This is a genomic window from Shewanella sp. BJSY2023SW001, assembly GCF_047314685.1.
GTDB classification, from domain to species: domain Bacteria; phylum Pseudomonadota; class Gammaproteobacteria; order Enterobacterales; family Shewanellaceae; genus Shewanella; species Shewanella indica.
The window spans coordinates 114709-128377 of sequence record NZ_JBKORF010000022.1 but is presented as its reverse complement, the minus strand read 5'-3'; the positions used below and the strand labels follow the sequence as shown (position 1 = coordinate 128377).

The following is a 13669-nucleotide window of genomic DNA, read 5'->3' as shown; positions in this document are numbered from 1 at the left end:
TACCTCCTACCAAAGCGGCCAAGCGCGACCGACAATCTGCTCGCGCTTAACGGCATTCCAATAGCGGGAGTCAAAACTCGTAGCAGCCTCGCCGGAAAACCAATATTCGTTTTCTTGCAGCGTCAATGAGCGGCTAAATTGTGATTCCGCTACACCAAGACACTGGGCTAATGCCATGCCGGTAGAGACTTCAGCACCGTTCACCAGCACATGCTCAGGCGTCACCTTGACTTCATCCCCAGGCATCCCTGTTAGGCGTTTCAGCATCCGAGTACCGTCGTTATATAACGGAGCGAGTCCTTTTGAGTGAAAGGCATACAGACCATCCTTAACGGGCTCTTTATTCCATAGGTCAATCAGATACACCGTGGTATCAGGCAGGCATCGCTCTTGCTGGGTATCGATACCTATTCGGTAGCGCATCATGGCGTAGGTGCCTACCAAGGCCATGATTAACGCAAGAACGGTCAACCGGATGAGATATGGCCGCCAAGGCATTCTTTTACGGAGTATCTGCATGAGACACCTCCTTTGAGCCTACAGGCACAAATATGGAATCATCAGCACCCACCACCGCTTGGGCATCCAGCACGATAAAACCGGCTGCTTTTAGCTTTTCAATTTGCTGATTGGTCTGAAGCAACCTGGACTCGATGTCTTGTTCGCTGGCATTGGGGCCCAGTGACAACACCGCCTCCCCAAAATCCACGACTGCAATGGGCGTACTTAACGCCAACTGGCTGTGGATGGGTTCGAGTGTTTTCATTAAAAGCCAGCTGGTCATTAAACCGCTACCAGCAATAGACAAAGTAATAGAGGCCATAAATGGCCAAAGCGTGGTCTTATTCATCAAAGCCTCGCTCCTTCAACAACTGAGAGATGGCATCAGCAACAGAAAGGCCTTTGCGCGTTAACTGTTTAATCGCGTTTACATCTTCTGCACGGGACGAGTACAACAGCTTGTGAAACGGATCGACGATGAGGCGGCCAATCCCGGTGCCCATCTCGGTAATAAAGAAAATTTCGGAATAGACACCCGTGACGGTATGAACGGTTTTCAGGTATTCATAACCGCCTTCACCTAGTGGCAAGCGGCCTTCTTTTTTGAGCGCGTTGATGGTTTCAGCTTTTTGGCCAAGCAGGTACATATTGGCCGAGTTTTCAGCGATGGCTTTACCTGTAGGACTGTCATACAAATCGTTGACCGACTGCGTTACCGTTACAGCACTGCCGCCATATTTTCGAAATCGACGGTAACCGGTTTCGATGAACTTACCGACATCACCTTGAGTCAGCAGATCCCAAGCTTCGTCAATGAACACAATCTTGCGACGATCCCGCTCACCTAAGTACATCTCTTGTTGGATTTGGTAGATAAGCTGAAGCAACACTACTTGTTGTAGGTGCTTGCGTCCCTTGAGCTCTTCTAACTCCAAAACGGTGAAACGGTTTTTGAAGCGAATATTGTTGTGGCCATTAAAGAAGCGGCCATATTCGCCTTGTGTCGTAAACGGATAGAGCTGCTCACCCACGTCTTGCACACGACGGTCTTCGTGATTTTTCAAGGCCTCTGCCACATCATCAACCAACATAGCACGACCTTTTTTCTCCCACAGTTCACGGGTCTGACGCTTTAGATTGGCCATCTGAAAATCGGTTAATGACTGCGTAGGTGCGGCCATTGCGGCCAATAACCCAACCAGTACATCCGCTTCTTCGTCATAGTCCTCAACGATTTCAAACGGATTTAAGCAAATGCCACTGTCCCGCCCGAACTGTAAGAACTCACCGTCATAGACTTCACACAGCTTTTCATAAGAGCGGCCAACATCAATCACCCAGCATTGCCCGCCTTCTGATAAGTAGGAGGAGATGATTTCGTTCACCAGGAAAGACTTGCCCGACCCAGATTGCGCAGCTATGCAACAGTTGTAATTACTGCCCGAGTCATAAAGGGATACACTCATGATCTGGCCATTACGGGAAACAAAGTTAATCACTGGCGTGCCCGTGCCTTTCCAATCCGCAAACAAAGGCAACAGAGGGATCACATGCCGTGTCGCCATGGTCTTGAATCGAAACAAGTCGTTCATCGCCTGGCGGTCAGCACCAAATGGCAAGGCATTCAGGAAAATGGGCAAACAGAAGTACTTGTCTTCCATCAGCTCAAATCCGAGTTCTTTGAAATAAGTTCGAGCATTTGAAACAGAGCTGATGGACGCCTCTTCCGTTGGTGAAAACAGCGTTAAATTCATATTTGCCCGAATAGGGCGATCACCTTCTTGCAAGGCTTCAAAAAGAACATCAAATCCCTTTTTCTTGGCTGCAAGCACCGGCACAAACTTCAGCATCGGACCATAGGCCTGATTGACTGCCCATTGTCGTTTGGTCTCTAAGCGAGAGCGAATGCTCTCAGCTGAAGGAAAGTGAATAGTGACATTCAACAAGAAGCTGCCACGTAAACCGCGACTGCCCGTCATCATATCGCCCGCAAAACTTGCGGCATGACCAAACCAGATCCGCTCAGGCAAGCGCTTAAACGATAAGGTTTTAACTCGGTAATCACCCAGCATCAGACCTTGGCTATCCACCTTGATAGCTCGGTCATAATCCAACACTTGCTCTCGAAGTGGTTTATCTCCCTCACTTCGAATTGGAGATGGATTACGCCAGGAAGCATCTTTTCCCCAGTTAAGCTGCGCACTTAATGCCGCGAGCCAGTTTCGGTCAGTCATCTCAGTGACGCGAAAACCAACCGTTGCCAGCGCTTGCGAGAAAGAAGCCCGAAGCGCGGATGCTCGACTCAACTCACGCTCCGTCGGTATAGGATTTTCCAAAGGCAATTTGCAGGTGACTATCAGTTGAAAGTTGCGTACCTGAGTCTGGGTCGATTCTTCTATCGGTTGAACCGTGCCCCCATCGAGGAAATCCGCACGTTTGCGTATCGACGCCCTGAGCAATGGATCGGATTGACGATGCCGTAAGCCCATCATGCGCTGAAGGTCGGTTTGAATATCAGGCGAGGCGTACAGGCCAAATTGCAGCAAAGTATCTTTTGGCCAGTCGTTGTTGAGTAGAACATTAACCCTGTCTGCAACAGACTCATCACCACCCGGCAATGGGTCACATAGAAAACCAAAGCCAACACTTTGGTCTTCCATGAAAAACAGTTGCTCATCGTCGGAATAGGCCAATACTGGCAAGAGCTCTGAAGCGCGTTGCCCTGAATACAGAGAGGCTTTCATCTAAATCCCCTCCAACCAAGCAGAAAGGTCATAAGGACGGCCTCGGCTGATGCGACCATCATTGGCGACAATGAAAGGCACACCTTGAATGCCCAGGATTTGAGCGGTCACCAAGGTACGCTGCATTGGCTCTAAGTTGCAGGCATCATCCTGCTCTAAGTTACTAATTCGACCATTGAGCAATGCATCGGTGGCCGCTTTCTTGTCACGCGCACAGCCAAGCTGGCGAACCTGACGCTCTGAATCAGGACCAAGCACTGGCACAGGGAGAATTTGGAAGGTGTATTCTTTGGTTAGCGGTAAAGCTTGTTTCAAAAGCTCATGGCAGTGCGGGCATCGTGGATCAACAAAGACCACCACTTTCTTTTTGCCTTCACCCAGCGTCAGTGGATTCAAATCATCCATTTTTAAGCCAAGACGACTTAAGTCCAGCGTGTTTCCCGCTTCTCGAATTTCTTCAAGGCTGGTAAGCGGCTTTTTGGACCAGGCATCATAGAGTGTGCCATCAATGACGAACCGGCCACTGTCTGACATGAAAACAATACGGCCATTGCTTTCGACCGCTTTCATACCCGTGACCGGCAAAGAAACCATGCCGTCAATTTTGCCAACGGGCGACACTTCAGACACAGGTTCAGCTTGAACCAAAGGAGACAGCGCAAGCGCCAGAATAATTGGAGATAGTTTTCGCATGAGGAGTCCTCGTTAATGTAAATCGAGGCTCCAGTCTATGCAGTTGTCCTATGTGGACTCGGTTAGATAGATTGAAGAATTGGATGCCTTGCTAGGGTGCCACTTGTTGTTACGCACTATTAGTTCAGGTATAGCTTTCATTCTGGCAGCCTTACAGGCTTCCCCTCAAGTCATCTGGTTTAGCTGATTCCTTTTTTTCATACCTTAGGTGTTAATTTTTGCAATGTTTTAAACCAGAAAGAGTGACATCCCCTCGAAATCAAACAGACCTACTCTCAAAGTTTCATGCCCAACAATTCGTATATCCATTGACTACACGGAAAAGTCATTTAAACTGTGTATTAAATAGATATACAGAGGATGGTGTCATGGCTACAAAGACAGCCCCAATCAACATGCGAGTACTGCCATCGGTAAGAGACATCATCGATGCCGCAGCAAGTTTAAAAAAAGTTGATAGAACCGTGTTCATTCAGCAAGCAGCGCTCAATGAAGCGCATAGTATACTGGCAGAACAGCGGGATTTTGTTCTTGAAGCAAAAGCTTTTGAAGCGTTTGATAACGAACTTCGTGCAGAGCCACAGACTCTTGAGGGCATGAAAGATCTGTTTAAAAGGAAAGCGCCTTGGGAATAAGTGCACCAACCCTACTCACTGATGAGCACGAGATTAACGCCTTTCAATGTGGCATCGAAGAACTCGATATTTGGTTAAGAAAACAGGCGTTAAAGAGTCAAAAGCGGGGAACCGCGAGAGTGTATGTGGTCAATGACACTAACGCCCATCAAGTGGCTGGGTACTATGCCATTGCCATGGGATCAGTTTCCAGAGAGCAAGCTTTCAGTTCATTAAGAAGAAATAGCCCAGATCCCATTCCCATGGTGATTCTAGCCAGGCTTGGAGTGGATAACGCCTATCAAGGTCAAGGCATTGCAGCAGGTCTTTTAAAAGATTGCATCATTCGCTCAGTACAAGCAATGAACGCTGTCGGTGGAGCAGGAATTTTAGTCCATGCTATTGATGGTAGTGCGCAAACGTTCTACAAGAAATTTGGCTTCAAAGAATCGACGTTTGATCCTTTAGTCCTCATGGCAAGGATCTGCGATATCGAAAAATCATTGTCGATAGACTGAGATGACGGCTCCCCTTTCACAAGAGAAGCCGTCAATATTATCAAGTGCCCAGTAAAACGGCGCTGATTGCTGGAACTGTTGTGCCGATGACTTCTTGAGTGCTGGCAACAACAGGTAAAGTTGCAGACATAACACTTTCAACGACTGTTGGCGTATTGTAGAGACCCATACCGCCACCAATGCCCAGAGCAAAAGCCATCAAGCTTTGGCGAGCGATACCGCCCACAATACCCACCAGAACCATGGCTCCCGCTACGATCCGTCCCAAAGTACCTTGGGTCCAATCTTTTAGGGTATCCCACACATCAGTGAAAGCATCACCACCGGTGCCCGCAAATGAGGGCTCCGAAATCATTAACGCCATCAAACCAAGCGCACCAATGGTCATTAGGCGCTGAGTTTGAATAGTGCGAACTGCATTTGTCATTCGTTAGTTTCTCCGTAGATACTCAAGTTATCGCGCTTACCATCAGCTCCCGCTGAGGCTGAATCGCTTTGAGTCTGAAGTGGACGTAGCACTGGCGAAACCGTTCGAGGTGCTGACACCCCAATATCCCACCGGCGCGGTTCAATTTCGGTAAACACGTAGCTGGATAAATTCAGATCTCCACGGTCATCCTCCCAAGGCGCAATCCAAATCCGCATCACCCTTGAAGGAATGCGAAGAGGTGCAGATTGCTGCGTCTCAGGTAATGCAGGATGGCTCAGCAGTCCTGTCTCTAAATCAGATTGTGAATACCCAGAGGGAGAACCAATTCGAGTCGCCACAGCATCAATCGTCTTGGGTGCAGCCCCATTACTTGTAAGCTCATAGACTTCACGAGCGGATAAACAGCGCACACCGTCAGGCATACCTGGGCATCCATATTCACTACTCCCAAGACCCAATGAACTACAGCCAGACAATAAGGTTGAGCCGACTGCCAATAAAAGTAATCCAGCTTTAGACCACAGTTTTGAATGGTGCTTTGGGTTGTTCTGCATTGATGTCGTCATGGTTAACTCTCCTCTGGATACACATCCTATTGTCTGAAACGGACTTCGATCGGTTAGCAACATGCAGGATTTTTTCATCTTCTTGCACCTCCCCCTTGCGAAGTGGCCAACGACAACGAGGCACCACGAGTGACTATGACTTCAATTTTCCTTGCAGCGTCTACCTCTATGACTGGGAACATATTTTCTGCCATGTCCAAATAGAACTTGGCCACGCGATCCAATGCTTTACCGGTGCCTTTAATCGCAGCGCCTTGTAATGCTTCTTGGCTCATGACTTGCTGGTAAAGCTGAGTATCACCGGCATTACCCGTCTGAATCGTTGGTACAGGATTCACATCAAATGCGCCTGCCAAGCCCTGAAGGAATCCGGCCATCATTGATTTGGCCACCAGTTGGCCTTGTTTCGACACTAATCGGCCACGAATACCGGCTTTGCCGTCTTCACCCACGGCATAAGAATCCAGTCGTGTTTCAATGACGCCACCATCTTCTCTCACACATGAAATGGTCTCGCCTCGCAAATAGGCACGCTCAGAGCTCAAATCACCGTAACCTGCGGCGATCAAGAAACACTCTTTGATATCCGCTCTAAATCGGTTGGGTAAAATGGCTTCCTTTTGAATCCTCAGCAATGCAGGAAAAGGTTCGCGTCTTGCGGACTCGTGAGTAGGTGCATCCAAACCCGTGATCAAAGTACCCGAGATAATGCTGCCCGCCGGTAGATACAAAGGCGGCGCTTCTTGCACAACAACCTCTGGTTCAGCAACCATTTCAGGCTCAATCATACGAATCGTGATTGGCGGCAATGGAACATCTCGTGCTCGTGTACCTTGACCATTGACTGGCTGCTGATAGAGCGGAGCAGGCAGCGGCGCATTGGCAAAATAGTCGTCTGGGTTAGACGGCAGTGGCTTTTCGTCTTTAGGCAATTCCATGGCAGATAAAGGCACTTCGAAACGGCTATTTGTGCCTTCAACTGCTGCATCACCTCCAGCGCGAACATCATCAAGTTCCGCTCTAAGGCGAGCCAACTCCGCATTGACCTCACTTGGAATAGAAGGCGAACCTGGGCTTAGCCGTCCTGAATCGACGTCACGACGCAAGCGCTCAACTTCACGACGTAACTGTTCATTGCGCTCACTGAGTAGTTTTACGTTCGCAGCCAAACTATCGACCCCAACATCACGAGTATTGGTATCCGTAAGAATGTGCCGGATCGTTTCCTGCCGGTTCCGACTGCTCGCGCCATCATCAGGATTAGGTGAAAACACCATCACCATAAGGATGAGACCACCAGCAATACCAGCAACCGATAGACCCCGCTTCATGTTCGGGCTCATTTGTTCCCATTGTGCTTTCATCAAAGCTCACCTCCCACAAGAAGCGAAGGTCGCTGACTTTCCACCGCTTCTTCACGATGATTGCGAACAACCACATACAACTCAGTCTTTTCACCCGGCAACAAGATATTGCGAGGCCAGTAGGCGCTTGCCACTATATCTGGTGCGTTGCAGGCTATCTCACTGGCTTCTATCGGCTCATCGGCAAAGCTTTCAACCAGTCCTACAAAGACGGTGAAATAATGGCCTGTCACAATTTGCCCCTGCTTAAAACCAAACTTTAAGCCCGGCTGAAAACATTTCGGGCTTGTGTCAGTTTGGCCAGCCAAACGGATGTCATAGCCTTGTGGTAACTCATTTAGTGCAAGGCGTCTGAGTAAATCACGTAAGCTATCGACGTATGGCTGAGCCGTTTCCCAAGTGGCGGCTTTGCGGTTCACGACGCCCTTAATAGGCCACTGCTGACCATCAATAGCTAAGGTGATTTCACGCGGTGGAATACGACGAGGTACTAAGGTGAGAGATAACGCAGGCGCTTCCTGACCAGGCGGAGTGATGTAAAGTGAAACCGGTGATTCTTTGTCCGTGGCCACATATACAACATTCCCCTTGATTTGCGTCTGAGCATCACTGGTTGTTCTCACCTGAGGCGATTCAAACGGCGTCACAATCCGATTCAGATGGCCAAGTGCTACAGGGATCAGTTCATTAACCCCCGGTGTCATCAGTAGCGTTGTTGGCACATCCGTTGAAGCCGTATTGGTTTGAGTCGGTGGATTTGCAGTAGCAGACTGCTTCATCACACTTGCTGGCACAATCGGCAATTCCACGTCTGCATAAGAAGCTTGAGATAACAGGACGCCACTCAAGCTCATTGCGATTAAGCTTGGTGTCATCCATCGACTAAGTTTGGTTCGCATCATTCACCCTCCGGTTTTGCTCTTGGGTCAACTTTTCACGAACTCGCTTCGTTCTAGCTTGCCCCTCATACGTATCCATCCAACTGAGCTTTGGACGGTATTGCTCAATATCGATGTCAAACTCATAGGTGCGAGTTTGGCGCTGCTCATCTCCAGATGGTCCAGAGACCAAGGAATAACCGGTCACAAAGACATGGCCGGTTTCATACTCATACTCCACTTGTCTGGGTTGGAATTTGAGCGTGACCCGGTCTTCGCGGATTTGTCTTGCCTGAATCTCCAGTGCATCGACCACTTGCTGGTACACCGCTGGAGAAAGTAGCGGCTCAATGGCAACCCGGATGAAAGACACATTACCCGGCGTCACGTTGCCCATAAGCTCAGCCAGGTAGAGTCCCCAAGATTCCAGGTAAGGTTGAGTGGCTTGGTTTCGTGACACTTCAGCCGTTTCAGACAAGGTTGGTGGTTGAATAGCTACCACGGTATTGCGAGAAAATGCCGCTACCGCAAGCAGCAAATTAGATAGCACCAGCACTGCTATCAGGAACCGCTGCCATCGGTTCTCTAATTGCGTGCCTTGCCATGATTTTAAAAACACGTCGAACTTCACGGCAGATAGCTCCTGATAAATGGGTTAGGGATCGTCTTGGCCTTGGTGGGCAACAGTCCAGCCCAGTAGATGGCGTGAAGAATAAAACCATCTGGGCGACCATCACGAAAACGCCGATAGAGCTTGGTTGTTACCAACCCCAACAGGCATAAAACCAAGGCATTACCGGTAAAAATGCCGATCACTAGCCCCAACAGAATGGGAGCCATCTCATCGGCACTCCAAAGCAGGAAGTGCGGCGGATCATCGATATAGGACGGAATACTCACAGGTTCCATAGTCACTCCTCGTTGTTTGAATTGAGAAGTGAAGAATGCCTTGGGATTGGCAGGTTCAGTGGTCAGCTAGATGCCGAATTCTTGAAGGTTTTGAGGTGGCTTGGTGATTCTGCTCTTACAATCAGATTGATATCGCAACCTTAATGGTTACAATTAGTGCACGATAATTGGCTCTCAATCTTCGTGTTTTTAACACAAGTGCGCGAGCTTATAACGAGTACTCCTCCCCCCGGCTTCACTTTTTACCAAGCAACCAAGCTCGACCAAAGCCGCTAAATGACGAGAAGCGGTTGGCTTACTCACTTTCGCCACTTTATGATATTGCGACGTATTAATGCCTTGGTCAAAATCTCCATCAAGCATTCGATTGAGCACTTTTACTTGTTCCGAGGACAGTCGCGTTTGATCGACATTTCGCCAGAAGTTTGTTTTAAAAACCGTTTGGTCGATTTCTTCAAGCACATTGGTGAATGTTTCACCTAAGGTGTTTAAAAACCACATAAGCCAAGCGGTAATATCAAGTTCACCTTTCTGGGATTGCTCTAATATTTCGTAGTAGCTTTTACGGTTGGCTAAAATCGCCACTGACATTGCATAGAAACGGACAGATTGACGCTCAGCCTGGGCCAGCGCCAAATCAGTGAGTAAGCGGGTGATCCTGCCATTGCCGTCATCCAAAGGGTGGAGCGTCACGAACCAAAAGTGCGTTATCGCAGCCCTAAGCAAAGGGTCTAAAGCGGGGTCCTCACGAGAGTCATTAAACCAGCGGATAAACACGTCCAGTTCTGACTCAAGCACATCTCGGCTCGGTGCTTCAAAATGCACCGTGGGTTTATCTATTCTTCCCGACACAACCTGCATTGGCTCGTCCCCGCGCAACTGCCCTCCTATAACAGGATTGAACAAGGTGTAACCCTCAGGAAACAGTCGTTTATGCCACTGCAATATTCTTTCAAGTGAGAGCAGCGAGTCTAAATTCTCCACCGCATCTAACATTATTTCTGCTAAGCCATCAGTGCGTTCAGTAGTTGGAAATGGTTTTTCTTCAGAAAGACCAAGCTTATTGGCCAAGGACGAGCGAACAGAAAAAGCATTGAGCTTCTCACCTTCAATGGCACTCGAATGAATAATGTTCGCCAATAACGTGTCTAACATACTTTGCTTTTGGTCTTTAGGTTGGCTCGACATCTTGCCCAACAACATTCCTTGGTGAAAGCGAATGTCGCGTAACTTGGGTTCAATGACTTTTTCATCCCAGATAAAGTTTGGCCAATCAGCTTGTTGCCAGATCCACATCTTGTCGCCTTTTTGATTTAAATAACAGTCTATTCAAATCATAGCATGATTCGAATCAAACCCACAATCGAATCAAATAATGATAGGAATAAGCCAGATATTCATATCATCCTGTCTTGGTGGCCATTAACCGAGGCCTCAAATCTTCTTCTGCAAGTGACTTAACGCCAACCCCGCCATCAATGCCAAGCCGATGATCAGCGACGGTAACACCACCGGTGGAATAGCCAGCGGGGCGAACAATCCCATAAACAGCAAAATAACGCCTGAGCCCAGGATAATCATGCTGTAGCGGTGAATGATAGGGCTCGAAAAATCAAAGGTTGTCTTCTTAATCTTCCAGGTCATCAATCCGTCCCACAGCGCCGGTAACATGAGAATAAGCGCAAAGGGCAACCAGACCATCAGCAAAGCAAATCGAGTGAACACTTGGTACAACACATCAAAAAATGCCTGAATACGGTCTTCTACCCAGACAAACCAAAAGCCTCCCATGTTCTCCATCCCTTTAGAGCGCAGTCGCTGCTCTTCAGTGGGGATTAGAAAATCACGCACAGATTGCTCCACCTGCGTATCCACAATCCATGACTGATACCAGCGATGGCTAGTTTGACCAATCCAATAGCTTGTTTGTGCGCCCAATTGGTTTTGGATCATCAGCTTCTCTTTACTGATGACCCGGCCAGTCCAATCACCGGGCACTAACACGCCAATAGCAATAATCTCCAGCATCAGTGCCAGACACAGTAGCCAAACCGACTTATGCTTGCTCATGCCAAACATCCTCTTCAACTCGCGCCAGCATGGCTGCAACGGTTGGCGTCATAATCCGGGCTTTAATCACTTGTTGAAGCCGCTTTGTCGTCGTATGACCGCTGACATAACGCACATCGATGCGTCCTTCAGCCAAATACGCCATCCGATTTGGACGATTACGAATCCAGGAGTAGAAATACACACCATCTACGGCAGCCCACTCGAAATGGTCAGGATCACGCAGGCGAATCCCCGTTAAAGCACTGGCGGCAGTCCAGGTAAGTGCCTCAATGAAATGCCACAGTCGTACACTGTCATCATCACAACTGACTTCTTCATAACTACCCAAGCCATTGCACAGACACAAATCAAAGATGGAATGGCCATCTAAAGTGAGCGCATCCGTTAAATAGTCCGCCAAACAGTGCACTGAAGCCAAAGCATGAGGCCAGTCGGTTTCAAGCAGTCTTAAGGCTTCCTTGAATTGAGGGTTATGTTGCTGCCACTGAGCGAGCATTTCTTTACTGGTAAGTGTTGTCATTTTCAGACAGACAGAATGATGCATACAGACTCCTTATGCTGCCTGTGTAGAGCTGGTTAAAATAGGAATGCGGCCTTTGATCACGCGGCCACCTGAAAGCTTGGCGATGTACTCCAGGTTGGGAAGCTGGCCTAATAACTGCGGTGGAAACATATCGCCTTCTTCCTCCATCAAGCGTTCGCCATGATTGCCGGTAAACAACGCGGGGCTGTCCGAGTTGGACGACATACCTTGAGTTTGCATGATGTACTGCAACCGAGTCTTAGGCAGATTGTCAGTAATATACTGCTGCGTTTCGGCGTCCATCACCCGAAGGGCTATCAAGTTGTTGATGTTACCTAACACCTGGCGAGCCTTAGCTTCACTGCCTGTTCGAGCTGCAAAGTCAGCAAAGGTCTGAGTAGCAATCACACAACGCATTTTTGCGCCACGACCTTTGTTGAGCAGTTGAATGAAGGGATCGTTGACGACTTCAGCAGCCTCATCGATGAAAATATTTACGGGACGATTTTCAACACCATAGTTATAGCGGTCACCGGCCACGGCGGTGAGATCGGATAAAAGCAACGAACCAATGGCGCTGCCAACCATGGCGTCGGTCAATGAATCCAACCCGATATAGGCCACTTGGGCATTGTTGATAATACGGCCAGAATCCGTAATTAGCCGGCTGTCATCCACATCGTTTGCAAGCGGTGATAGCAATGGACCTAGTTCACTTGATGTGAGCATATTGAGCACCGGCATCAATGAGGCCACCATCTTTGAATAGTGGGTTCTGTCATGCTCAAACATACTCAATAGCCCCTCCAAATCAGTATTGGCGGCAACGGGCTGAATGCGTTCGTAGTAGAAAAGCAGCATCGCCATGGCTTGTTTAGCCAAGGTATTGGCCTTTTCGATAAAGCGCTTGATCTCCACACTAAAATTGGGATACACCTGCTCCCCCCAGGCTGTGACGGCTTTTACTACCAAGCCTTCTGGGCCACCTTCCAAAAAACGCCTCAGTGTTTTCAGATCAGGACGTTGTGACGTAAGCAACAAACCTTGCACGATGTTATTCAGTGCCATTTGGCCAAAGGCTTTAAATGGATCAGCACCGGTTTCAGATGGAATTAATGCCGCAATTCGGCTGGCAATTTCAGTGCCCCGGTTAAAGTTTCTCAGGGGATTAAGACGTACTGAATGCTCTGGAAAACCCGGATGAAAATACACAAAGCGTTCAGGACTACCGGCGGCAATACAGGCTCGCTGTGCATTATCCTTAAGTTCTTTGTCTCCCTTGGGGTCAATAATAATCACGGCTTCATTACGCAAAATGGCCTGAGTGATCATCGTATCAAAGCATCGGGTTTTTCCGGCACCGGTCGTTCCGACAATTAAGGTGTGCCCCTCAGTGTGACCAACTGGCTGGTACACATCGTCTTCTTTGGGCTCGACACCATGAATCCAGGTCGAGCCCATTTGCTTGCCATGATCCTGGTTAAGCAAGGTTTGCTTATCCCTCTTTAATATTTCATAAGCGCGTTGAGCATGACGTTGATCCCACTCAAAGCCATATCCTAACCACAATTCATCAGGATGTTTTGCCATCACTTTTTGCAAATGCGACAGCTCCATGAAAGCCAAAGGTTTGCCTTTTAATCCCTTCTGTAACTTATGAAGACGATAAGCCTCAGGCAGGCGATACAACGCCATGCCCGAGGAAATCCCTGTCATCCACCAAAATGGCTCAGGTGGTAGCTCAGTCAGCATTTCTGCGGCAATCGCCCCAGTGGCCCCAACCAGCCAACCTGCTGCTGCCATGGCTTCATAGTTCGTGCGCCAGGGCATCTCATATGCGTTTTCTTTCATTCATG

At 48.6% G+C, this 13669-nt stretch carries 16 protein-coding genes; 2 read left to right on the top strand and 14 right to left on the bottom strand.

Features of this window, described 5'->3' with window-relative positions:
- Positions 1–6: 6 nt before the first annotated feature.
- From ACMHXH_RS05575 to ACMHXH_RS05560, 4 genes are read right to left on the bottom strand one after another with little or no spacing between them, the layout of a single operon-like run.
- A complete protein-coding gene (locus tag ACMHXH_RS05575) occupies positions 7–519 on the bottom strand; it encodes a S26 family signal peptidase (RefSeq protein ID WP_335910082.1) in 513 nt (170 codons plus the stop codon).
- Positions 503–850 (bottom strand): hypothetical protein, encoded by a 348-nt coding sequence (locus ACMHXH_RS05570; protein WP_024008830.1) that lies wholly within the window; start codon positions 848–850, stop codon positions 503–505. The genes ACMHXH_RS05575 and ACMHXH_RS05570 overlap by 17 nt, the downstream gene beginning before the upstream one ends.
- The gene (gene traC / locus ACMHXH_RS05565; protein WP_413737758.1) at positions 843–3245 is read right to left on the bottom strand and encodes a type IV secretion system protein TraC; all 2403 of its coding nucleotides are present in this window, start codon (positions 3243–3245) and stop codon (positions 843–845) included. The genes ACMHXH_RS05570 and traC overlap by 8 nt, the downstream gene beginning before the upstream one ends.
- A complete protein-coding gene (locus ACMHXH_RS05560) occupies positions 3246–3938 on the bottom strand; it encodes a DsbC family protein (RefSeq protein WP_001228925.1) in 693 nt (230 codons plus the stop codon).
- A 368-nt stretch (positions 3939–4306) separates the two neighbouring features.
- On the opposite strand from ACMHXH_RS05560, the gene ACMHXH_RS05555 reads away from it, so the two are divergent.
- Positions 4307–4573: a DUF1778 domain-containing protein gene (locus ACMHXH_RS05555; protein WP_000212004.1), complete on the top strand. Its 267-nt coding sequence runs from the start codon at positions 4307–4309 to the stop codon at positions 4571–4573.
- Positions 4564–5070, top strand: a complete 507-nt coding sequence (locus tag ACMHXH_RS05550; protein ID WP_000512925.1) for a GNAT family N-acetyltransferase — start codon at positions 4564–4566, stop codon at positions 5068–5070. Before ACMHXH_RS05555 ends, ACMHXH_RS05550 begins: the two co-directional genes overlap by 10 nt.
- 40 nt (positions 5071–5110) lie before the next feature.
- Here the strand turns inward: ACMHXH_RS05550 and traA are convergent, their stop codons facing one another.
- The 10 genes from traA to traD form a co-directional block, all read right to left on the bottom strand.
- Entirely contained in the window at positions 5111–5497 is a 387-nt protein-coding gene (traA, locus tag ACMHXH_RS05545) for a TraA family conjugative transfer protein (protein WP_000180225.1), read from the bottom strand.
- A complete protein-coding gene (gene traV / locus ACMHXH_RS05540) occupies positions 5494–6066 on the bottom strand; it encodes a type IV conjugative transfer system lipoprotein TraV (RefSeq protein ID WP_002011400.1) in 573 nt (190 codons plus the stop codon). The genes traA and traV overlap by 4 nt, the downstream gene beginning before the upstream one ends.
- Positions 6067–6140: 74 nt before the next feature.
- Positions 6141–7430 (bottom strand): TraB/VirB10 family protein, encoded by a 1290-nt coding sequence (locus tag ACMHXH_RS05535; RefSeq protein ID WP_102136958.1) that lies wholly within the window; start codon positions 7428–7430, stop codon positions 6141–6143.
- A complete protein-coding gene (locus ACMHXH_RS05530; RefSeq protein WP_413737783.1) occupies positions 7430–8329 on the bottom strand; it encodes a type-F conjugative transfer system secretin TraK in 900 nt (299 codons plus the stop codon). The genes ACMHXH_RS05535 and ACMHXH_RS05530 overlap by 1 nt, the downstream gene beginning before the upstream one ends.
- The gene (locus ACMHXH_RS05525) at positions 8313–8939 is read right to left on the bottom strand and encodes a TraE/TraK family type IV conjugative transfer system protein (RefSeq protein ID WP_096070665.1); all 627 of its coding nucleotides are present in this window, start codon (positions 8937–8939) and stop codon (positions 8313–8315) included. Before ACMHXH_RS05525 ends, ACMHXH_RS05530 begins: the two co-directional genes overlap by 17 nt.
- The gene (gene traL / locus ACMHXH_RS05520; RefSeq protein ID WP_000433891.1) at positions 8936–9217 is read right to left on the bottom strand and encodes a type IV conjugative transfer system protein TraL; all 282 of its coding nucleotides are present in this window, start codon (positions 9215–9217) and stop codon (positions 8936–8938) included. Before traL ends, ACMHXH_RS05525 begins: the two co-directional genes overlap by 4 nt.
- Before the next feature lie 189 nt (positions 9218–9406).
- Complete coding sequence (locus ACMHXH_RS05515; protein WP_248953081.1) at positions 9407–10513, bottom strand: Fic family protein; 1107 nt, start codon at positions 10511–10513, stop codon at positions 9407–9409.
- Positions 10514–10651: 138 nt separating this feature from the next.
- Positions 10652–11287, bottom strand: a complete 636-nt coding sequence (locus ACMHXH_RS05510) for a DUF4400 domain-containing protein (protein WP_258500915.1) — start codon at positions 11285–11287, stop codon at positions 10652–10654.
- On the bottom strand, positions 11274–11834 hold the full coding sequence (locus ACMHXH_RS05505) for a conjugative transfer protein (protein WP_145573973.1): 561 nt from the start codon (positions 11832–11834) through the stop codon (positions 11274–11276). The genes ACMHXH_RS05510 and ACMHXH_RS05505 overlap by 14 nt, the downstream gene beginning before the upstream one ends.
- Positions 11835–11843: 9 nt before the next feature.
- Positions 11844–13664 carry a conjugative transfer system coupling protein TraD gene (traD, locus tag ACMHXH_RS05500; protein WP_413737752.1) on the bottom strand — a complete coding sequence of 607 codons (1821 nt, stop codon included), beginning with the start codon at positions 13662–13664 and terminating at the stop codon, positions 11844–11846.
- Between the last annotated feature and the right edge of the window lie 5 nt (positions 13665–13669).

What these genes read in the sequence shown, in the direction of transcription:
- ACMHXH_RS05575 (WP_335910082.1), bottom strand. Translation starts at nt 519, where the DNA reads ATGCAGATACTCCGTAAAAGAATGCCTTGGCGGCCATATCTCATCCGG.
- ACMHXH_RS05570 (WP_024008830.1), bottom strand. Translation starts at nt 850, where the DNA reads ATGAATAAGACCACGCTTTGGCCATTTATGGCCTCTATTACTTTGTCT.
- traA (WP_000180225.1), bottom strand. Translation starts at nt 5,497, where the DNA reads ATGACAAATGCAGTTCGCACTATTCAAACTCAGCGCCTAATGACCATT.
- ACMHXH_RS05560 (WP_001228925.1), bottom strand. Translation starts at nt 3,938, where the DNA reads ATGCGAAAACTATCTCCAATTATTCTGGCGCTTGCGCTGTCTCCTTTG.
- traL (WP_000433891.1), bottom strand. Translation starts at nt 9,217, where the DNA reads ATGGAACCTGTGAGTATTCCGTCCTATATCGATGATCCGCCGCACTTC.
- traV (WP_002011400.1), bottom strand. Translation starts at nt 6,066, where the DNA reads ATGACGACATCAATGCAGAACAACCCAAAGCACCATTCAAAACTGTGG.
- traD (WP_413737752.1), bottom strand. Translation starts at nt 13,664, where the DNA reads ATGAAAGAAAACGCATATGAGATGCCCTGGCGCACGAACTATGAAGCC.
- ACMHXH_RS05515 (WP_248953081.1), bottom strand. Translation starts at nt 10,513, where the DNA reads ATGTGGATCTGGCAACAAGCTGATTGGCCAAACTTTATCTGGGATGAA.
- ACMHXH_RS05555 (WP_000212004.1), top strand. Translation starts at nt 4,307, where the DNA reads ATGGCTACAAAGACAGCCCCAATCAACATGCGAGTACTGCCATCGGTA.
- ACMHXH_RS05510 (WP_258500915.1), bottom strand. Translation starts at nt 11,287, where the DNA reads ATGAGCAAGCATAAGTCGGTTTGGCTACTGTGTCTGGCACTGATGCTG.
- ACMHXH_RS05535 (WP_102136958.1), bottom strand. Translation starts at nt 7,430, where the DNA reads ATGAAAGCACAATGGGAACAAATGAGCCCGAACATGAAGCGGGGTCTA.
- ACMHXH_RS05505 (WP_145573973.1), bottom strand. Translation starts at nt 11,834, where the DNA reads ATGCATCATTCTGTCTGTCTGAAAATGACAACACTTACCAGTAAAGAA.
- traC (WP_413737758.1), bottom strand. Translation starts at nt 3,245, where the DNA reads ATGAAAGCCTCTCTGTATTCAGGGCAACGCGCTTCAGAGCTCTTGCCA.
- ACMHXH_RS05530 (WP_413737783.1), bottom strand. Translation starts at nt 8,329, where the DNA reads ATGCGAACCAAACTTAGTCGATGGATGACACCAAGCTTAATCGCAATG.